We start from the raw sequence: 19,705 nt of genomic DNA, 5'->3' as shown, positions 1-19,705 counted from the left end.
CGACGCCGTGACCCGGCATGTGAGCGCGGCGTTTGCGAGCGTTCTGCACCCGGTCTTCCTCGCGGAAGCGACCGAAGAGGAACTGAAGGCCCGGTGCGCCGGCATAGCGGGGCTCGTCAATGCTGCATTGCAAAGTCCGCTTGCAAAGTGACGATTTCCAATATACGTCACTTCTAGAACAGGATCTTCCTGAGCCGCTTTCAAGCCAATCATACTCCACCAAGGCCGCCAGTTTCTTGCGGCTAAGGTTCGCTCACATTACATTGCCGCAGTCTTTGGATGACGCTGATGACCAGACGTACCTTTCTCCTTCCTCTATTTCTGTCGCTTGCTCTGACGGCCTGCAGCGATGCGAACCAGGCAAGCGACGCACCTGCAGCAGGGAGCGCGGCGCAGGAGCGCCCTCCGACCACCGTCAGCGTCGTGACGATGGAGAAGGGAGATTTTCCCATTACCCGAATTCTGCCGGGCCGGGCTGCGGCTTTCCAGGAAACTGGCATCCGCCCGCGGGTTACGGGCGCCATCCGCGAGATCGCTTTCAAGGAAGGAAGCGTGGTCAAGGCCGGCGACCTGCTCTTCCAGATCGAGGACGACACATACAGCGCCGCGCTTGCAGAGGCTCGCGCTTCTGTCGCCAAGGCCGAGGCTTCGATTCCGAGTGCCCAGGCCAATCTTGCTCGCTATGAGCGGCTGGTGAACAGCGGGGCAACCCAGATCGAATTTGAGAACGCCCGCGTCACCCTGCTGCAGGCGGAAGCGGACGTGGCACAGGCCAAGGCGGCGTTGCGGACCGCGGAAATCAATCTCGACCTCACAAAGATCCGCGCACCCTTCGATGGCGTGACAAGCATCTCCAAGGTGAGCATCGGCAATATCGTCACTGCAAACCAGACCGATGCCTTGACCACGCTTCGCCAGCTTGATCCGATCTACATCGACCTGACTGAATCCAGCACCAATCTCCTAGAGCTCCGCACGGCAATGGCCTCGGGGCGACTGACCGGCGATCCGAGCCAGGCAGAAATGACCCTTAAGCTTGAGGATGGAACCATCTATCCCCACACGGGCAAGCTCGACATGTCGGAAATGGCGGTCAGCGAGACAACCGGCACCTACCAGATCCGTGCAGTTTTTCCGAACCCTGACGAGATCATCCTACCCGGCATGTATGTACGGGCGGAGGTCACGCTCGGCACGGAAGCCGGATACCTGATCCCGCAGAGAGCTGCCACGCGCAATGCGCGCGGAGAGCTGTCCGCCAAGTTCGCGACAGCCGATAACAAGGTGGAAACGCGCGTGTTCCCGGTCAGCCAGGTCTCTGGCAATAACTGGCTCGTCACCGATGGTGTCGCCGATGGCGATCGTCTGATCGTCGACGGGTTTCAATGGATCGGCGATGGCGCCACGGTTGCACCCGTCGAGGCCACCGTGGATGAAAATGGTCTCGTTGTGACCGCGCCGACGGACGCGGCCGCCGAACCCGCCGCCCAGTAACGATCCTCGTCCTTCCAGAGATGCCGTAAGCCCAGCGCCAAGGGATTTTCAAATGGCCAAATATTTTATCCGGCGGCCCGTATTTGCCTGGGTCATCGCAATCGTCATCATGCTCGGTGGTGCGCTCGCCATCTCGACGCTGTCGATCTCGCAGTATCCGGACATCGCCCCGACGACCGTTCGCGTGAGCGCATTCTATACGGGCGCAAGTGCGGAGACCGTCGAGAAGTCGGTCACTAGCATCATCGAGGACGGCATGACCGGCCTCGATGACCTGACATACATGACCTCGTCATCCAGCACCGGGAGCGCCTCGATCACCTTGACCTTCGGCACCACGGTCGATCCGGAGATCGCCCAGGTGCAGGTGCAGAACAAGCTGCAACTCGTTCAATCGCAGCTTCCCGACGTTGTTCAGCAGGCGGGAATCTCGGTGACGCGGTCGACGTCGAGCATCCTGATGGTCGGCGCCCTCGTGTCGACCGACGGCAAGCGCAGTTCCGTAGATCTCGGGGATGTCTTCTCAACCTCGATCGAAGACCAGATCAAGCGGCTTGAGGGTGTGGGCAGCATCGATATCTTCGGCTCCGGCTATGCCATGCGGATCTGGCTGGATCCGCTGAAGCTGCAGAAGTATCAGCTTACCCCCACGGACGTGACATCCGCCATTCAGGCACAGAACACGCAGGTGTCGGTCGGCTCCCTCGGCGGCCAGCCGTCGGTGGCGGGCCAGCAGCTGACCGTTACCATGACCGCCCAGAGCCAGCTCACCACCGTCGACGACTTCGAGTCGATCATCCTCAAGGTTGAGCAGGACGGAGCGACGGTACGGTTGAGCGACGTGGCACGCGTCGAAATCGGGCAGGAAAGCTATGGTTCGAGCTCGCGGCAGAACGGCCTTCCTTCCACCGGTTTCGCCGTCAATCTTGCGACGGGCGCGAACGCGCTGGATACTGCGGATCGTGTGAAGGTTGCCTTGGCAGAGATCGCTCCTACCCTGCCCGAAGGCGTGGAGATCACTTATCCCTACGATACGACCCCCTTTGTCGAGCTTTCGATCGAGAAGGTCGTGCATACTCTGATCGAGGCGATCATTCTCGTGTTCGTCGTGCTTCTGATCTTCCTCCAGAACCTTCGCGCGACACTGATCCCGATGATCGCGGTCCCAGTGGTGCTGCTTGGCACCTTCGGCATCCTGGCCCTCACCGGCTACTCAATCAACACGCTCACCATGTTCGCCATGGTGCTGGCGATCGGCCTTCTGGTGGACGACGCAATCGTTGTCGTTGAAAACGTCGAACGCATCATGGACGAAGAAGGGCTGCCGCCGCTGGAGGCGACGGAAAAATCCATGGGTGAGATCACCGGCGCGATCATCGGCATCGCCCTTGTCCTCACGGCAGTGTTCATCCCGATGGCCTTCTTCGGGGGCTCCACCGGCATCATCTACCGCCAGTTCTCGGTGACGATCGTGTCGGCGATGCTGCTCTCCGCGGTGGTTGCCATCGTTCTGACCCCGGCACTCTGCGCCACCATGCTGAAGCCGATCGATCATCACAAGAAGGGTCGCGGCATCGGCGCCTGGTTCAATCGTGGCTTCGACCGCTCGACGAAGGGCTATGTCTCGACGATCGCTTACCTTCTCAAGCGTCCCTTGCGGGTCGTGGTGGTCTTCGCCCTTGTCATTGCCGGCTGCACCTGGCTCTTCACCCGCCTGCCGACGTCATTCCTGCCGCAGGAAGACCAAGGCGTCCTGCTGACCATCGTCCAGACGCCGGCCGGCTCAACGACGGCGAGGACCGATGCGGTCGTCAAGCAGGTCGAGCAATATTTTCTTGAACAGGAAAAAGAGAATGTGTCTGACGTCTTCGGCGTTCTCGGTTTCAGCTTCGGCGGCAGTGGCCAGAACAATGCCATCGTCTTTACCAAATTGACCGACTTCGATCAGCGGACAGGCCCTGGCCAGTCAGCGGCGGAGATCGTGCAGCGAGCAAGCGGCTATTTCTTCACGCTTCGCGACGCACAGGTCTTCGCACTCCTTCCGCCTGCGATCCAAGGCCTCGGCACGTCGAGCGGCTTCTCCATGTATCTGGTGGATAGCGGGGGCAACGGCAACGATGCGCTCACCGCCGTTTCGCAGCAGCTGATGCAGACCGCGACGACAAATCCGAACATCAGCTCGCTGCGCACCAACAGCCAGCGATCGGAAACGCAGCTCAAGATCCTGCTCGACCAGGAAAGGCTCGGTGCGATGGGGGTTGATCTTGCAACGGTCAACTCCATGCTTGCCACCATCTTCGCCGGGCGCGACGTCAACGACTTTACGCTCAATAACGAACTGAAGCCAGTCTACGTGCAGGCGGACGCTCCCTTCAGGATGCAGCCGGACGACCTGAAATACTGGTATGCGCGAAACAGCGCGGGTGAGATGGTGCCCTTCTCTTCGTTCAGTACCGTCCAATGGGTAGGCGGCACGCCGCAGCTGGCCCGCTACAATGGTACCAGCGCGATTTCCCTCGAGGGCGCTGCTGGCCCCGGCGTGAGCACTGGTCAGGCGATGGAAGAAATGGAACGGCTGACGGCCGAGCTTCCCGGGGGCTATTCTGTCGCGTGGCAGGGCATCTCCTACCAAGAACGATTGTCGGGCTCGCAGGCGCCACTTCTCTACGCCCTGTCGGTGCTGATCGTCTTCCTTTGCCTTGCAGCGCTCTATGAGAGCTGGTCGGTACCTTTCTCTGTGATACTGGCCGTTCCAGTCGGCGTACTCGGCGCTTTAGGGGCCGCCTATCTCTTCGGCCAGGCGAATGACGTCTACTTCAAGGTAGGGCTACTCACGACGATCGGCCTTGCGGCGAAGAACGCGATCCTGATCGTCGAATTCGCAAAGGACCGGCAAGAGCAGGGCAAGGGCCTTATCGAGGCGACGCTTGAAGCAGCACGCCTTCGCCTGCGCCCGATCGTCATGACGTCGCTTGCGTTCATCTTGGGCGTCGTGCCCCTGGCCATCGCGACCGGCGCCGGTTCTGCGGCGCAGAATGCCATCGGCATCGGCGTTCTGGGGGGTATGCTTTCTGCAACACTGCTCGGAATTTTCTTCGTTCCGTCCTTCTTTGTTGTGGTCAGGCGGTTATCAAAGCGTGAAAAAGGCGAGATGACATCGTGAGATCCGTTAACGGATGAGTAGCGTGTCCTCGCCAGCGGGCTTTCGGCCCATACGGGGACTCGGCTCAGACGGTGCAGTCGCATTCTTTTTCTGATAGGGCATTTGGGACAAAGATTATGAAATTGATCCACGCAGCGGCTCCGCTCGCCTTGCTCCTCCTTTCCGGCTGCGTCGTCGGGCCTGAGCACAGCCCACCGGAAATCGCCCTCCCCGCCAAGTATGCGGAGGGTTCGAGGACCAGCAATGGCGACGTCTCAACAGTAGCGTGGTGGAAGGCCTTCAGCGACAGCCGGCTCAATGCTTATGTCGATCAGGGTCTCGCGCAGAACCTCAACGTTCTGCAAGCGCTCGAGAGAATCAATCAGGCTCAGGCAGGCGTTGTCCAAGCCGGAGCAGGAGCCCTGCCCTCGCTTGATTTCGGGGCACAGGCGGAGCGGAGTGGAACCGAGGACATCGGCGGCCCTCTCAGCCCCTCGTCGACTTCCGCGCAGACGACCGTCGCCGGCTCGCTAGACGCGTCCTGGTTCCTCGACCTCTTCGGCCTCTACAAGCGCTCAAAGCAGAGCGCGCTGGCTCAGTTGGACGCTGCATATGCAAGCGTCGATGTCGCCCGGCTGACACTGTTGTCGCAGCTGGTATCGGCCTATATCGACGTGCGCTATTATCAGGAGCGGATCGCGCTGGCGCGCCAGAACCTTTCTTCGCGCCGTGAAACGCTCGACCTGACCCGTCTGCAATTGGAAGCCGGAGCCGCCTCGCGCCTTGACGTCGTCCAGTCGGAAGGTTTGGTGAACAGTACGCTGGCTGAGTTGCCCAACCTGGAAACGCAGTTCCGACGGGCAGCCCATAGGGTTGCTACCCTGCTTGGTGTTCCCGCGTCTTCCCTTCTTCCCGAACTGCAGAGGGGTGCCCGTCAGCCCGTGGCGCGCTTCAAGGTCAGCGCCGGCGTTCCTGCTGATCTAATCCGCAACCGTCCGGACATCCGCGCCGCCGAGCGGCAGTTGGCAGCGGCGGTCGCCGAGATCGGCGTCGCGGAGGCCCAGCTCTATCCGGCGATCAGCCTGGGCGGCTCGATCCGCCCCTCCTACACCCGCATCGCCGGCGGTTCAGAAAGCGGGATCCTGAGCTGGTCATTTGGACCGGGCCTCTCCCTGCCGATCTTTGACGGCGGCGCGCTGAAGGCGAACCTGAGCAGCGCCGAGTCCTCCGCGCGAGAATCCTATCTAGCCTGGAAGGAAACAGTGCTTGGTGCGGTCGAGGAGGTCGAGAACGCGCTCGCTGCCGTAGCACGCGACGCGCGGACGGTGGATGCCCTTCGCAATACCGTCCGCTCCTACGAGGAGGCGCTTGACCTGGCGACGGCCAGCTATCGCGATGGCGCCTCGTCGCTGCTTGACGTACTCGATGCACAGCGGCAGGTTTCGACGGCCCAGGCCAACCTCGCGCAGGCCGTCCAGCAGATGGCGCAGGATTTCGTGGCCTTAAACGTCGCCGTGGGCGGCGGCTATGCCTATGGCGCGCCAACTGCGACCGTAGTTGCCTCAGCCGCGGCCATGCCGACGAAATAACGGAAGCATCTTAGGCAACAAAAAACCTCCGGCGCTCCCGCGCCGGAGGTTTTTTTGATCGGTTGGCTGTCGCTCAGTCCTTGGCGCGCTCGACGTAGGAATTGTCTTCCGTGGCAATCACGACGCGAGTGCCGGCGTTGATGTGCGGCGGCACCATGGTGCGAAGGCCGTTCGAGAGCATGGCGGGCTTGTAGGACGAGGAAGCGGTCTGCCCCTTCACCACCGGCTCCGTCTCCGTGATCTCCAGCGTCACGTGCCGCGGCAGCTCCACAGCCAGCGGCACCCCTTCATGAATGGACAGGATGCAGGTCATGCCTTCCTGGAGATAGGCCTTCTGGTCACCCATCGTCTCGACATCGACGACCACCTGGTCGTAGCTTTCCGGGTTCATGAAGTGGAAGCCCTCGCCATCCTCGTAGAGGAACTGGAAGTTGACGTCCTCCACGAAGGCGCGCTCGACCTGCTCAGTCGTACGCCAGCGCTCCGAAACCTTCACCCCGTCGACGATGCGGCGCATGTCCACCTGGGTAACAGGCGTGCCCTTGCCCGGATGGAAGTTCTGCGCCGTGAGCACCACATAAAGCTTGCCGTCCACATCGAGAACGTTGCCCTTGCGGACGGAGGAAGCGATGACCTTGACCATGAGTATTCCCTTTTAGCTGCCGGCTTGTCACCGCCGGAGATGCGTCGTAGAGGACCGGCAGGCCGATCCAGCGGACGGATAAGACTTTCTCGGCGCACCTAGCTTAAAAACCGCCAAATAGGAAGCCTCGGCCAGCAAGGCATCCCATAAAAGCTGACGATCAGGATCATCGCATGCCCCGCTCAGGTTCCACATCCGGTCGCTCTCCCTGGTGGGAGCCGCAGGTGCATGCCGACCGTCGCCCGTTTCTCCTGGCGCGCAATCGCATACAGGCCGGCCTGCGAGCACATTTTCATGGTGAGGATTTCATCGAGGTCGATCCCGCCGCCCTTCAGGTCTCGCCGGGAAACGAGACGCATCTTCATGCTTTTGCGACAGAGGCAGTGACGATCGACGGGCGCCCGTCTCCTCTCTATCTGCACACGTCTCCCGAGTTTGCCTGCAAGAAGCTGCTGACTGCCGGCGAACGGCGGATCTTCTCCTTTGCCCACGTCTATCGCAATCGCGAACGCGGTCCGCTTCACCACCCCGAGTTCACCATGCTGGAGTGGTACCGCGTTGATGCAGACTACCGCAAACTAATGGACGACTGCGCCGATCTGCTGGCACTGGCAGCAGAGGCAGCCGGGAGGCGCCGCTTCAGCTATCGAGGCGCCAGTATAGATCCCTTTGCGGAACCGGAGCGCGTCACGCTGGCGGAGGCTTTCCACCGCTTTGCAGGCATCGATCTTCTAGCCTCCACCACAGACGATGGGCAGACCGACCGCGGACAGCTAGCCGCCGGGCTCGTCCAGGCGGGTATCCGATTTGCCGATGACGATACTTGGTCCGATCTCTTCAGTCGCGTCCTTGTGGCGAAGATCGAGCCGAACCTTGGGATGGAGCGGCCCACGATCCTCTGCGAGTATCCCGCGGCCGAGGCAGCGCTTGCGCGACCTTCGCCGAATGATCTGCGGGTTGCCGAGCGTTTCGAACTCTATGCCTGCGGCGTGGAACTGGCGAACGCCTTTGGCGAACTCACCGATGCCGCCGAGCAACGGCGGCGCTTCGAGCATGAGATGGCCGAGAAGGCGCGTATATACGGAGACAGCTATCCGATAGATGAGGACTTTCTGGTGGCTTTGAGGAGCATGCCGCAAGCAAGCGGTGCCGCCTTGGGGTTCGACCGCCTCGTGATGCTTGCGACAGGCGCGAGCCGGATCGACCAGGTGATGTGGGCTCCAGTTGCGGAACCGCCACAATGACGCGATCCACCACACTTAAGTCGGCAGAAGATATTGCTGGAGCAGGGCTCCTCGATCCTGCCCGCCTTGAGGAAATCGAAAAGGTCACACAACAATATGTCCTGGCGATCACTCCCGATGTGGCGAAGCTGATCGATCCTGCCGATCCGGAAGATCCGATCGCCCGGCAGTTCGTCCCCAGTGCCCGCGAACTCGAAACCACGCTCGAAGAACGTGCCGATCCGATCGGGGACCATGCTCACACCCCGGTAAGAGGGTTGGTGCACCGCTACCCGGACCGCGTGCTACTGAAGGCGGTGCATGTGTGTCCGGTCTATTGCCGCTTCTGCTTCCGAAGGGAAATGGTCGGGCCGCAGGGCGATGGCATGATGACGGCCGAGGAACTGGAGGCTGCTCTCGTCTATATCCGCTCCCGCGGCGAGATCTGGGAGGTCATCCTCACCGGCGGCGACCCGCTTGTATTGTCCCCTCGCCGGCTGCGAGAGATAATGCATGGCTTGGCCACCATCCCGCATGTGAAGATAGTGCGCTTTCACACAAGGGTGCCTGTCGTCGATCCCCGGGCGGTGAACGACGATCTCATCGATGCCCTCACGGCCAGCGGGAAGACGACCTACGTCGCTCTTCATGCAAACCACCCGCGGGAGCTGACGGAAGCGGCCCGCTCCGCCTGCGCGCGGATGATCGATCGCGGCATCGCTATGGTCAGCCAGACCGTTCTCCTCAAGGGCGTCAACGATGACCCGGCGCTTCTGGCTGACCTCATGCGGGCCTTCGTCGAGACGCGCGTGAAGCCCTACTACTTGCATCATCCAGACCTCGCCCCCGGCACGAGCCATTTTCGCCTCGATATTGCCGAAGGGCAGCGCATTCTGGCCGTCCTCCGCGGTCGGCTATCAGGACTTTGTCAGCCGACCTATGTCCTCGACATCCCCGGGGGCCATGGAAAGGCTCCGATCGGCGAATGTGCGATCCGCGCCGAGGGCGGCGCCTATCGGGTGATCGACTTTTCAGGAGCGGAGCATGTTTACCCGCCGAATCCATGAGTAGCTACCAAGCCAAGTTGTATACATCACTCAGACCGCCGACGTTAAGTCTGCAAATCCTCTTCTCGGTGAGCGCCTTCGAACGATCGCACAAATCGCGCTTGTACCGCGAAGCAATGGTCGCTGCGGGGCCGCCACCTCCGGACGCTTCCAGGATAAGACAAATATTTTCAGGAGGCCGTCCAGCGTTACCAATCGGGAACCTTCACGGCCAAGAGCTGAGACCCTAGTATGCTCCGTGCTTGCGCGCATGCGGCCACACCTGATTCGAGGCAGTGGAATTGATCGGGCGCCACATTGATGTATACAATTCCCTTATTGGGATGTCGGAGAGAATTCTATGACGAGCTATGTCCTGACCGTAACCTGCGACTCGACCCGTGGCGTCGTTGCCGCCATTTCGGGATTCCTGGCGGAAAAGGGCTGCAACATCATCGACTCCTCGCAGTTCGACGACCTCGATACCGGCAGGTTCTTCATGCGGATTTCCTTCATATCCGAGGAGGGAGCAACCCATCGCGAGTTGGTGGAAGGTTTCGATCCTGTCGCCGGCCGGTTCGGAATGGATTGGGAAATCTACGACGCCTCCGACCGGATGAAGGTCCTTTTGATGGTGTCGCGCTTCGGTCACTGCCTCAACGATCTACTCTATCGATGGAAAATCGGCGCACTGCCTATCGACATCGTGGGCGTGGTCTCCAACCACTTCGATTATCAGAAGGTTGTGGTCAATCACGACATCCCCTTCCACCACATCAAGGTGACGAAGGAGAACAAGCCGCAGGCGGAAGCGCAGCTCCTGGAACTGGTCGAGCAGACCGGCACCGAACTCATCGTTCTCGCCCGCTACATGCAGGTCCTCTCCGACCAGTTGTGCGCGAAGATGTCGGGCAGGATCATCAACATACACCATTCATTCCTGCCAAGCTTCAAGGGTGCGAACCCTTATAAGCAAGCCTACCAGCGCGGCGTGAAGCTGATCGGCGCGACGGCGCATTACGTCACTGCGGATCTCGACGAAGGCCCCATCATCGAACAGGACACCGTACGCATCACCCATGCGCAAAGCCCGGATGATTACGTCTCGCTCGGCCGGGATGTGGAGAGCCAGGTCCTTGCCCGCGCAATCCATGCCCACATCCACCGTCGGGTGTTCCTGAACGGTAACCGCACGATCGTCTTTCCTCCAAGCCCTGGAAGCTACGCGTCAGAGCGCATGGGTTGATCAGGCACACGGATCAGCAGCATGAGACCTGCGGGCGGAACTGACATTTATCCTGTCGCAAGCCTTGCAGGCGCGTCCTGTGGCCTTATCTATCTCTGGCAGTAACCGCGGTGGATGCGCAATAGAATCCTCATTCCCGCCGTAGTTCTGTCATCGGAAAGAAAAATATCCTCTGTAAGGTGAATTTCGTTGCCGATGAATCCAATCCGGGTTAGCGTCCGGATTGTTGGCGATTTGCATTCGCCCGCAGAAACGCAACCACTTAGGGAGAGTGACATGTTTGATATGATGCGCGTCGCCACCTTTCGTCAGGTAGCGTTCAAAGTGAATGGCACGGAGCTTGCATCTCTCATGTGCTGTCGAATGTAACGATCCGGATCACACTTTCCAGAACAATTCATTCGTCAGAGCTGTCGCCGACAGCCACAGAGGAGTCTGCTCATGCAGAAGCAAGTTATTGAATACGGTGGCGAGCCGGTAGGGATCGTCGTTCCGGACGAAGACAGGCTGAAGTTCATCGCCGTCAAGTTCCACGTCATCGATCTCGACGAACGCCGGTTCACCTCGGCGGACGAGGTCCGCTTGGCAATCCGGGATTTGGTGCGCGGCCGCAATGCCAACGCGGCAATCCATGTCTAGTGCCTGTCTCATCCGCGACGCCCTCCGGAAAACGGGCGGCGTCGCGTCTTCTAGAACGCCGTGAAGGTTAGCGTCGTCAAAGATCGTTCTATCCCCGGAATTGCTGCGATCTTTTCGTTGACGAAGCGCCCGACCTCGTCGCCCTCCTTGATGTAGATCTTGAGCAGCAAATCCCAGTCACCGCTGGTCGAATAGAGCTCGGACACCAGTTCGGTCTTGTAGATAGCGTCTGCCACCTCATACGTCTTTCCTGGTTTGCACCTGAGCTGAACGAAGATCGGCTTCATGTTCTGTCCTTACCGGTTGCCGCGGCCGCGAGGGCACGCTTTCGATCAACTATTGGCCCATGCCTTCGTCCACTTCAACCCGGGCCTGCGCCCCCTCCCCGCCAGCTTCGTTCAGGAGCCATGTCTTGAACGAGGCAAATGGCGGATAATCAGCCCGCTCGGCAGGATGGGCGAGATAATAACTCCCCGTCTCTTGGGATCTTGCATCCGTCGCCATCACCAGACGGCCCGTATCGAGCTCGGGCGCAATCAGGAATGCCGGAAGAAGTGCAGCCCCCATTCCGGCTGCCGCGGCTTCGACGATGGTCATGTATTGATCAAACAGCATCCCGTGAAGCTGATCGAACGAGACGCCCTCACACCTAAACCAGTTCTCCCAGGCATCGGGGCGGCTGCTCAGATGCAGCAGGGGCACCTCCAGAAGATCAGCAGGGCGACGCAGTTTGAAGCGTGCCTGGAAGTCGGCACTGCACACCGCCACCGTCTTCTCCTTCATCAGGAAGGGCAGTTCCGCGCCTGGCCAACGCCCTTGGCCGAAATGGATGGCAGCATCGATCGAGTCGAAGCGAAAATCGAAGGGCTCAAGGCGGCTGATGAGGTTGACTGCCACGTCCGGATTACGGTCCAAGAAGCGGCCCAACCGAGGCGCAAGCCAGCGGGCTCCGAACAGCGGCAGGACAGCGATATTGATGACGCCCCCCTTCGGATGGGCCCGCAAATTGAGGGAGGCGGTGGAAATGCGCCGAAGCGCCTCCCGTATTTCGCGAGCATATCCGTCGCCTGCCAGGGTCAACCTGATCGTCTGCCGCTCCCGCCGGAAAAGCGAGACCCCCAGTTGCTTTTCAAGGGATGATATCTGACGGCTGACGGCGCTCTGGGTAAGGCCAAGCTCGTTGGCAGCCGCAGTGATGCTTCCGGTGCGGGCAGCCGCCTCGAAGGCAGCCAGCAGAGAGAACGAGGGCAGAAATCGCCTGGGCGGCAGCACGTCATTCCTCCGTTGAATGACCTATTGAGAAACTGTCGATATTCACGTTGGTGCGGCCTCTGTAAAGTCCGTTCGGAATTCATCCGGAACCTCTGCAATGCTCAATGACCCGCGCTCCCACGGACTGTGGGAAATGACCGCACCGCCAGCCCCCTCCACGGACATACTGCAGGAGGGCTTATTCGCTCAGGTCGTGATCGTCGGCGGCGGATACACAGGGCTGTCCGCCGCGCTGCATCTTGCCGAAGCCGGGACCGATGTTGTGCTTCTGGAGGCTCAGGAGTTCGGCTTCGGGGGAGCCGGGCGCAATGTCGGCCTGATCAATGCCGGCATGTGGGTCATGCCGGACGATTTTCCGAAGGAACTGGGACCGCAGTACGGAGAGCGTTTGCTGGAACTGCTCGGTAACGGTCCCTACCTCGTGCGCGATCTCATCGACCGTCACAACATTTCTTGCGAGCTCGAGCGCAATGGGACCCTGCATCTCGCTGTCGGAGACGAGGGGCTGAAGGAACTCTCGGAACGGGCGGCGCAATGGCAGCGGCGAGGTGCACCGGTTTCCCTGCTGGATGCTGTCGAGACCGAACGCCGGGTGGGGTCAGCTGCCTATGCGGGCTCCATGCTCGACATGCGGGCCGGCACCCTGCAGCCCCTTGCCTATGCCCGCGGGTTAGCACGGGCCGCCATCGACGCGGGTGCCCGGCTTTACAGCAAAAGTGCGGTACTTGATCATCAGAAACAGAGCGGCGCTCACCTCCTGCGCACCGCGCAGGGCGAGGTCAGGGCGGATTGGGTCATCGTTGCCAGCGAAGCTTATAGTTCCGGCCCTTGGGAAGTCATTCGCAAGGAGCAGGTCTACCTCCCCTACTTTAATCTCGCCACCACTCCGCTGCCCCGGGAACAGCAACAGGTAATCCTGCCCGGCCGCGAGGGCTGCTGGGATACCAGGGAAATCCTCTCCTCGTTTCGCATGGACCAGGCGGGCCGGCTGGTCTTCGGCAGCGTCGGCGCCTTGCGCGGCACCGGAACATCCATTCACAAGGCATGGGCTCGCCGATCCATCCGCCGGATCTTCCCGCAGATTGCCGATATCCCCTTCGAGGCCGAATGGTATGGCATGATCGGAATGACCGACAACGCCCTGCCACGCCTCCACAAGTTCGCGCCGAATGTTCTCGGCTTCTGCGGCTATAACGGTCGCGGCATTTCCCCCGGCACGACCTTCGGCAAGATCCTTGCGGAGCACATCCTCGGCCGCGTTGCCGAGAAGGATCTGCCGCTGCCGATCACCGATCCGAAGTTACCGGCGGTCCGCTCGGTCAAGGAGGCCTATTACGAACTCGGTGCGCAGGTCGCGCACTTCGCTGGTGAGCGCTTCTGATTGCAGAAGCGCCGCCGATCAGTAAATTGACCGCAATTCGACATCCGGAAGGACTGACATGACGCTTGCCAATCTCGATCTCGCCCAGGACGTAAAGAAGATCTTCAGCGAACTCGGCATCAAGTCCGAAAGCTACACCGGTGGGACCCTTGCTGTTCGCTCCCCGATCACCGGTCGGGAGATCGGCAGGCTTCCGGAGATCACGGCCACGGATGCCGCTGCAGCGATCGAAAAAGCGCATGCGGCCTTCCTCGAGTGGCGCCTCGTGCCGGCGCCGAAGCGGGGCGAACTGGTCCGCCTTCTGGGCGAGGAATTGCGTGCTTCCAAGGAAGCCCTTGGCCGTCTGGTGTCCATCGAAGTCGGCAAGATCACCTCGGAAGGTCTGGGCGAAGTTCAGGAAATGATCGACATCTGCGACTTTGCGGTCGGTCTGTCCCGCCAGCTTTACGGCCTGACGATCGCGACCGAACGGGCCGATCACCGCATGATGGAAACATGGCACCCGCTTGGCGCCATCGGCATCATCTCCGCCTTCAACTTCCCGGTCGCGGTCTGGTCCTGGAACGCAGCGCTGGCACTCGTCTGCGGCGATGCGACGGTGTGGAAGCCATCTGAGAAGACACCGCTGACCGCACTGGCAACTCAGGCGATCTTCGAACGGGCACTTTCCCGCTACGTCGCCGAAGGCAATACGGCTCCGGAGAATCTTTCCACCCTGCTGATCGGGGGACGGGAGATCGGCGAGGTACTGGTCGACCATGAGAAGGTACCGCTCGTTTCCGCAACCGGTTCAACGGCCATGGGCCGCGCGGTCGGCCCGCGTCTGGCGCAGCGCTTTGCGCGCTCGCTGCTCGAACTGGGCGGCAACAATGCGGCCATCGTCGCTCCGACGGCAGATCTCGACCTGACGCTCCGGGGTGTGGCCTTCGCCGCCATGGGAACGGCTGGCCAGCGTTGCACCACGCTGCGGCGCCTTTTCGTCCATGACAGCGTCTACGAAACGCTCGTACCGCGCCTCGCCAAGGCCTATCAGTCGGTCACCATTGGCAACCCGCTCGAAGGAGGCAACCTGGTAGGACCGCTGATTGACAAGGCCGCGTTCGAGAAGATGCAGAAGTCGCTGGAAGCCGCCAAGGCCGCCGGCGGCAAGGTCACCGGTGGCGAGAGGGTGGAGCAGGATGGTGCGGCTGACGCCTATTATGTTCGCCCCGCAATCGTCGAAATGCCCGCGCAGACCGGGCCTGTGCTGGAAGAAACCTTCGCGCCGATCCTCTACGTCATGAAGTACAGCGACTTTGAGGACGCCTTGCTGCTTCACAACGACGTGCCGCAGGGCCTCTCTTCGTCCATCTTCACGAACGACATGCGCGAGGCCGAAACCTTCCTTTCCGACCGAGGCTCCGATTGCGGCATCGCCAACGTCAACATCGGCCCCTCCGGTGCAGAGATCGGCGGCGCCTTCGGAGGCGAGAAGGAAACGGGCGGCGGGCGCGAGTCCGGCTCGGACGCCTGGAAGGCCTACATGCGTCGTGCAACCAATACCTTGAACTACGGGCGCACCCTGCCGCTTGCCCAGGGCGTCAAGTTCGACGTCATCTGAGGCATGCCGGGACCGCTCAACCTCCTGACCGATATCGAGGGCGTGACCGTCGGCCACGCCACTGATCTCGCTCTCGGCTCAGGTGTGACCGCGGTTGTCTTCGACAAGCCGGCGATGGCTTCGGGGACAGTCCTAGGCGGCGCTCCCGGAGGACGGGAAACGTCGCTCCTCGACCCCTCGATGACCGTCGAGACTGTGGATGCCTTCGTTCTGTCCGGTGGCTCTGCATTCGGCCTCGACGCCGCCGGTGGCGTCCAATCGGGCCTTCGGGAGATCGGCCGCGGCTTTCCCGTCGGTGACGTTCGTGTTCCCATCGTCCCGCAGGCGATCCTGATGGACCTCCTGAACGGCGGCGACAAGAATTGGGGTCTTCATTCGCCTTATCGCGGCATGGGCTATGAAGCATTCAAGGCGGCAACGGGCGGCGCTTTCCCCCTTGGTACGGTGGGTGCCGGCACGGGGGCGACGACCGCAACCGTAAAGGGCGGCCTGGGATCCGCCAGCGCAGTGACCTCCAGCGGCCATGTCGTCGCCGCATTGGTCGCAACCAACGCGTTGGGTTCCGCGACCGTTGGCGATGGACCGCATTTCTGGGCAGCGCCCTACGAGGTCGACAAAGAGTTTGGCGGACAGGGCTTGCCATTCCCCACCGATACCCGACTGCGGATCAAGGGCGTGAGAATCACGGCGACGACAATCGGCGTGGTCGTCACCGATGCGGTCCTGACCAAGGCTCAGGCCCACCGGCTGTCCCTCGCTGCGCATGATGGCCTCGCACGTGCCATCATGCCGGTCCACCTGCCCTTTGACGGCGACACTGTGTTTTCTGCGGCAACCGCCGAGAAAGAGGTGAAGGAGGCGCGGGACCTGATGGAAATACTCCATCTGGCGGCGCTGGTTACCTCGCGCGCCATCGCACGCGGGGTTTTCGAGGCAACTGCTTTGCCGGTGGCGAACGCTCAGCCGTCATGGCGAGATTGCTTCGGCAGCAGCGTCAGCAAGTGAGCTTCGCCAGAGCAATTTCCACACGCCCCCATTGATCGTCGGCTGGAAGGCCAAGGCGCAGTTCCTCCGGTCGATCTTCGAAACGTCGGACGAAGACGCCTTCCTGCCCGAAGGCATGGAAGATCCGCTGGGCCTCGGCGTGACGAACGAAGCGAAACAGGGATGTTCCGCCCGCCACGGATATTCCTCGTTGTTCGAGTAACGCATCGAGCCGCACCGCACTCCGATGCAGCCGTTCCCGCATCGCGCGTCTCCATTCTCGATCCGCTAGCGCCTCGCTCCCAATGTGGAGCGCCGGCCCGGACACCGACCAGGGCCCGAGTTCATCTTCTATGCGCGCTACGAGATCGGGATGCGAAATCGCAAAGCCCAGCCGGACGCCTGCCATCCCGTAGAACTTGCCAAAAGACCGCAGCACCAGCAGTCCTCCGCTATCCACAGCATCCGCGACACTCTCGCTTTCGGAGACTTCGTGAAAGGCCTCGTCGACCACGAGAAGCCCCCCCTTCCCACGTAAATGCGCTGCGATTTCGAGAAGCTGCAGCCGAGGGACGATCCGCCCGGTCGGGTTATTGGGATTGACGGTAACTGCAAGATCCGCCTCGAGAAGCCTTTCGGGTTCGTTGACCTCCCTTACGTCGTATCCCGCCAACCTGGCCGCCCGTGCATGCTCCGCATAGGTCGGAGAGAGGATCGCGGCTTTCCCCCCATTCTTTAGAAGTCTCGCCACGATGGGCAGAAGGATCTGCGTGCCCGGTCCCGCTGCGACATGCGCGGCGGATGGTGCGCCGTAGGAACGGGCGGCCGCTTCCTTCAGCCTTCCCAGGTCCTCCGGGTCCGGCAATCTCCAGAAAGCATTGGCCGGCAGGGGTGAATGCGGATAGGAATTCGGGTTGATACCGGTGGAGAGATCGATCCAGGGCTCGGGCGCGTCGGGAAACAGCGCACGGGCACGTGCAAGGTTGCCGCCGTGCTCGATTCTACCGCCCAAAGAAATTCCAGCTGCCATCGACCATGTACCTTTTTCTCGCATTCCTTGCCCTGCTGACAGAACGCGTCTTCGGTTATCCCGACTGGGTATATCGCCTGATCGGGCATCCCGTCACTTGGATTGGCGCGCTGGTTTCAGCGCTGGATGAACGATGGAACAAGGAGGGCGATACGCCCCCGCATCGCAGGCTGTGGGGCATCGTCGCTCTCGCCGTTGTACTGGCAGTGGCTGTTTCGCTGTCGCTGGTGCTCGAGAGCCTGCTGCTGGCCGTCCCGTTTGGCTTGATTCTGGTCGTGTTGGTTGCGGCCAGTCTTCCTGCCCAGCGGAGCCTGGAGCAACATGTCGAGGCTGTTGCAGCGGCGCTGGAGACGGGAGGTCTGCCCGCCGCGCGGCGTTCAGTCTCGATGATCGTCGGGCGCGATCCGGAGAACCTCGACTCACCCGCCGTCTGTCGCGCAGCGATTGAAAGTCTTGCAGAAAACTTCTCGGATGGCATCGTTGCTCCGGCGTTCTGGCTCGGGGTCGGCGGACTTGCGGGTGGTGCAGCATACAAGGCCGTCAATACCGCTGACAGCATGATCGGCCATCGGACTGACCGTCATGAGGCGTTCGGCTGGGCGTCGGCGCGCTTCGATGATCTGGTGAACCTCCCCGCATCACGCCTGAGCGGCGCACTTTTCGTCGCCGCGGCCTGCCTGGTCCCGGGGGCCTCGCCAACTCGCGCGATCGCTGCAATCCGGCGCGATGCTAGATACCACCGCTCGCCGAACGCGGGTTGGCCGGAGGCAGCGATGGCCGGAGCATTGGGCGTTGCTCTTGCCGGACCGCGAAGCTATGGCGGCCACATGATCGAGGCCCGCTTCATGGGCGAAGGTGGCCGGACGAATCTCGACGTCTCCGATATCCGTCGCGCCCTCCGGCTCGCCAGGGTCGCCGACGCGCTGCTGATCGTGATCTTCGGGTTGGCAGCGCTGGCTATCTGGCCAGCCTGAGCAGTCCCGTCAGGTCGAGATACTGTTCCATATGGGCTGCAAGCCGATCCAGGATCGCATCGATGCCAGCTTCATAGTCTATCCCAGCAGGTTCGGCACCGAGTCGCCGCAGCCAAGCCGTCCGCTGGCGGTCGTTTGTGAAGAGCCCATGCAGGTAGGTGCCTACAACCTGACCATCCGCGGACATGGCTCCGTCCGCCGATCCCGAGAACTCGGCAAAGGGTCGCGCGCAATCCGGCCCCGTGGTTCGCCCGATGTGCATCTCGTATCCCTGCAACGGCTCATCGTCAAAGCTTCGTCCTGTTACCGACTCCAGTCTCTTGTCGCCGGCAAGCACCGTGTCGACCTGAAGCAGACCGAGCCCTTCGACGCGATCAGGCGTGCCTTCAATGCCCTCGGGATCGGCGATGGTACGCCCGAGCATCTGATAGCCGCCGCACAGACCGAGCACCCGCCCTCCCCTGCGCACATGTGCGCGAATGTCGACGTCAAGTCCGCTCGCCTTCAACACCTGAAGGTCCGCAATCGTCGCCTTGGAACCCACGAGCAGCACGAGATCACAGTCTCCTGGTATGGTCTGGTCCGGCCGCAGACGAATCAGCTCCACGTCCGGCTCGAGCTCGAGCGGGTCGAGATCGTCGAAGTTGGAGACATGGGACAGGATCGGAGCTGCGATCCTGACCTTGGCGCCAGTCTTCCTCGTTCTTTGATTATGGACGCCAAGTGCGTCCTCCGCAGGCAGACGGACCGCATCCGTGAAGAACGGTAGCAGGCCGATGGCCTCCCAGCCTGTCAGGCTGCCGATCGTGGCCATCCCATCAGCAAACAGGGAGGGATCGCCCCGGAAGCGGTTGACGATGAAACCCACGATCATCCGGGCGTCGTCCTCTGGGAGGACGAGCTTGGTGCCGGCAATACTGGCGATCACGCCGCCGCGGTCGATGTCGCCGATCAGGATGACCGGGACATTCGCCTCACGGGCGAAACCCATATTGGCGATGTCATTGCGGCGGAGATTGACCTCGGAAGCACTGCCGGCTCCTTCCACCAAAACAAGATCCGCCTGCTCCTTCAGGATGCCGAAACTTTCCATCACCCGCGGCATGAGCGTCGGCTTGATCGTTTGGTACTCCGCTGCTTTTGCATTCCCCGACACGCGCCCCTGGACGACCAGTTGCGCACCCACCTCGCTTTGCGGCTTGAGCAGAATCGGATTCATGTGGACGCTCGGAGAAACGCCGGCTGCTCTTGCCTGCAGGGCCTGAGCACGGCCGATCTCGCCGCCGTCTTCAGTGACGGCGGCATTATTGGACATGTTCTGCGGCTTGAACGGCAAGACTCTCAGCCCGCGCAGCGTGAAGGCGCGGGCAAGCCCAGCCACGACCAGAGACTTGCCCACATCGGAGCCTGTCCCCTGGAACATCAGCGCCCGCGCGACCATG

Annotated in this window: 17 protein-coding genes (1 of these 17 running past the window's edge); 12 read left to right on the top strand and 5 right to left on the bottom strand. The window is 61.5% G+C overall.

Features of this window, described 5'->3' with window-relative positions:
* From ACEPP2_RS18130 to ACEPP2_RS18115, 4 genes are all read left to right on the top strand, one after another.
* Positions 1 to 151: the 3' portion of a TetR family transcriptional regulator gene (locus tag ACEPP2_RS18130; RefSeq protein WP_395517423.1), read on the top strand. It extends 452 nt beyond the left edge of the window; 151 of the gene's 603 nt are visible here — the last part of the coding sequence; its start codon lies beyond the left edge, outside the window; it ends in the stop codon at positions 149 to 151.
* A 137-nt stretch (positions 152 to 288) separates the two neighbouring features.
* A complete protein-coding gene (locus tag ACEPP2_RS18125) occupies positions 289 to 1,494 on the top strand; it encodes an efflux RND transporter periplasmic adaptor subunit (RefSeq protein WP_395517422.1) in 1,206 nt (401 codons plus the stop codon).
* Between the two features lie 52 nt (positions 1,495 to 1,546).
* On the top strand, positions 1,547 to 4,657 hold the full coding sequence (locus ACEPP2_RS18120) for an efflux RND transporter permease subunit (protein WP_395517421.1): 3,111 nt from the start codon (positions 1,547 to 1,549) through the stop codon (positions 4,655 to 4,657).
* A gap of 116 nt (positions 4,658 to 4,773) precedes the next feature.
* A complete protein-coding gene (locus ACEPP2_RS18115) occupies positions 4,774 to 6,225 on the top strand; it encodes an efflux transporter outer membrane subunit (protein WP_395517420.1) in 1,452 nt (483 codons plus the stop codon).
* A gap of 73 nt (positions 6,226 to 6,298) precedes the next feature.
* On the opposite strand, the gene efp is transcribed toward ACEPP2_RS18115, so the two are convergent.
* The gene (gene efp / locus ACEPP2_RS18110) at positions 6,299 to 6,868 is read right to left on the bottom strand and encodes an elongation factor P (protein ID WP_052639801.1); all 570 of its coding nucleotides are present in this window, start codon (positions 6,866 to 6,868) and stop codon (positions 6,299 to 6,301) included.
* Between the two features lie 173 nt (positions 6,869 to 7,041).
* Here efp and epmA point away from each other — a divergent pair, with 173 nt between their 5' ends.
* The 4 genes from epmA to ACEPP2_RS18090 all read left to right on the top strand — a co-directional run bounded on the left by epmA (position 7,042) and on the right by ACEPP2_RS18090 (position 11,022).
* Positions 7,042 to 8,112 carry an EF-P lysine aminoacylase EpmA gene (epmA, locus tag ACEPP2_RS18105; protein ID WP_281979020.1) on the top strand — a complete coding sequence of 357 codons (1,071 nt, stop codon included), beginning with the start codon at positions 7,042 to 7,044 and terminating at the stop codon, positions 8,110 to 8,112.
* The gene (locus ACEPP2_RS18100; RefSeq protein WP_395517419.1) at positions 8,109 to 9,158 is read left to right on the top strand and encodes a lysine-2,3-aminomutase-like protein; all 1,050 of its coding nucleotides are present in this window, start codon (positions 8,109 to 8,111) and stop codon (positions 9,156 to 9,158) included. Before epmA ends, ACEPP2_RS18100 begins: the two co-directional genes overlap by 4 nt.
* A 340-nt stretch (positions 9,159 to 9,498) precedes the next feature.
* Positions 9,499 to 10,383, top strand: coding sequence for a formyltetrahydrofolate deformylase (gene purU / locus ACEPP2_RS18095; protein WP_395517418.1), 885 nt, complete (start codon positions 9,499 to 9,501; stop codon positions 10,381 to 10,383).
* 441 nt (positions 10,384 to 10,824) lie between these two features.
* A complete protein-coding gene (locus tag ACEPP2_RS18090) occupies positions 10,825 to 11,022 on the top strand; it encodes a hypothetical protein (RefSeq protein ID WP_395517417.1) in 198 nt (65 codons plus the stop codon).
* A 50-nt stretch (positions 11,023 to 11,072) separates the two neighbouring features.
* Here ACEPP2_RS18090 and ACEPP2_RS18085 read toward each other — a convergent pair whose 3' ends face one another.
* Together ACEPP2_RS18085 and ACEPP2_RS18080 are read right to left on the bottom strand one after the other, a co-directional pair.
* Positions 11,073 to 11,309: an Lrp/AsnC ligand binding domain-containing protein gene (locus ACEPP2_RS18085; RefSeq protein WP_052639811.1), complete on the bottom strand. Its 237-nt coding sequence runs from the start codon at positions 11,307 to 11,309 to the stop codon at positions 11,073 to 11,075.
* A 49-nt stretch (positions 11,310 to 11,358) separates the two neighbouring features.
* Positions 11,359 to 12,294 (bottom strand): LysR family transcriptional regulator, encoded by a 936-nt coding sequence (locus tag ACEPP2_RS18080; RefSeq protein WP_395517416.1) that lies wholly within the window; start codon positions 12,292 to 12,294, stop codon positions 11,359 to 11,361.
* Between the two features lie 97 nt (positions 12,295 to 12,391).
* Between ACEPP2_RS18080 and ACEPP2_RS18075 the strand changes: the two genes are divergently transcribed.
* Genes ACEPP2_RS18075 through ACEPP2_RS18065 form a run of 3 tightly spaced genes read left to right on the top strand, consistent with a single transcriptional unit; the run spans position 12,392 to position 16,280 of the window.
* Positions 12,392 to 13,675, top strand: a complete 1,284-nt coding sequence (locus ACEPP2_RS18075; RefSeq protein WP_281979015.1) for an NAD(P)/FAD-dependent oxidoreductase — start codon at positions 12,392 to 12,394, stop codon at positions 13,673 to 13,675.
* 58 nt (positions 13,676 to 13,733) lie between these two features.
* A complete protein-coding gene (amaB, locus tag ACEPP2_RS18070) occupies positions 13,734 to 15,275 on the top strand; it encodes an L-piperidine-6-carboxylate dehydrogenase (RefSeq protein WP_395517415.1) in 1,542 nt (513 codons plus the stop codon).
* A gap of 3 nt (positions 15,276 to 15,278) precedes the next feature.
* A complete protein-coding gene (locus ACEPP2_RS18065; RefSeq protein ID WP_395517414.1) occupies positions 15,279 to 16,280 on the top strand; it encodes a P1 family peptidase in 1,002 nt (333 codons plus the stop codon).
* On the opposite strand, the gene cobD is transcribed toward ACEPP2_RS18065, so the two are convergent.
* Positions 16,270 to 17,271, bottom strand: coding sequence for a threonine-phosphate decarboxylase CobD (cobD, locus tag ACEPP2_RS18060; protein WP_395517413.1), 1,002 nt, complete (start codon positions 17,269 to 17,271; stop codon positions 16,270 to 16,272). The genes ACEPP2_RS18065 and cobD overlap by 11 nt on opposite strands.
* A 23-nt stretch (positions 17,272 to 17,294) precedes the next feature.
* Between cobD and cbiB the strand changes: the two genes are divergently transcribed.
* Positions 17,295 to 18,263 (top strand): adenosylcobinamide-phosphate synthase CbiB, encoded by a 969-nt coding sequence (gene cbiB, locus ACEPP2_RS18055; protein ID WP_395517412.1) that lies wholly within the window; start codon positions 17,295 to 17,297, stop codon positions 18,261 to 18,263.
* Here cbiB and ACEPP2_RS18050 read toward each other — a convergent pair.
* Entirely contained in the window at positions 18,247 to 19,704 is a 1,458-nt protein-coding gene (locus ACEPP2_RS18050; protein WP_395517411.1) for a cobyric acid synthase, read from the bottom strand. The two genes, cbiB and ACEPP2_RS18050, sit on opposite strands and share 17 nt — an antisense overlap.
* Between the last annotated feature and the right edge of the window lies 1 nt (position 19,705).

This window comes from Pseudorhizobium flavum (assembly GCF_044142885.1).
Lineage (GTDB): Bacteria > Pseudomonadota > Alphaproteobacteria > Rhizobiales > Rhizobiaceae > Neorhizobium > Neorhizobium flavum.
This window is presented reverse-complemented; position numbering and strand designations above follow the sequence as displayed.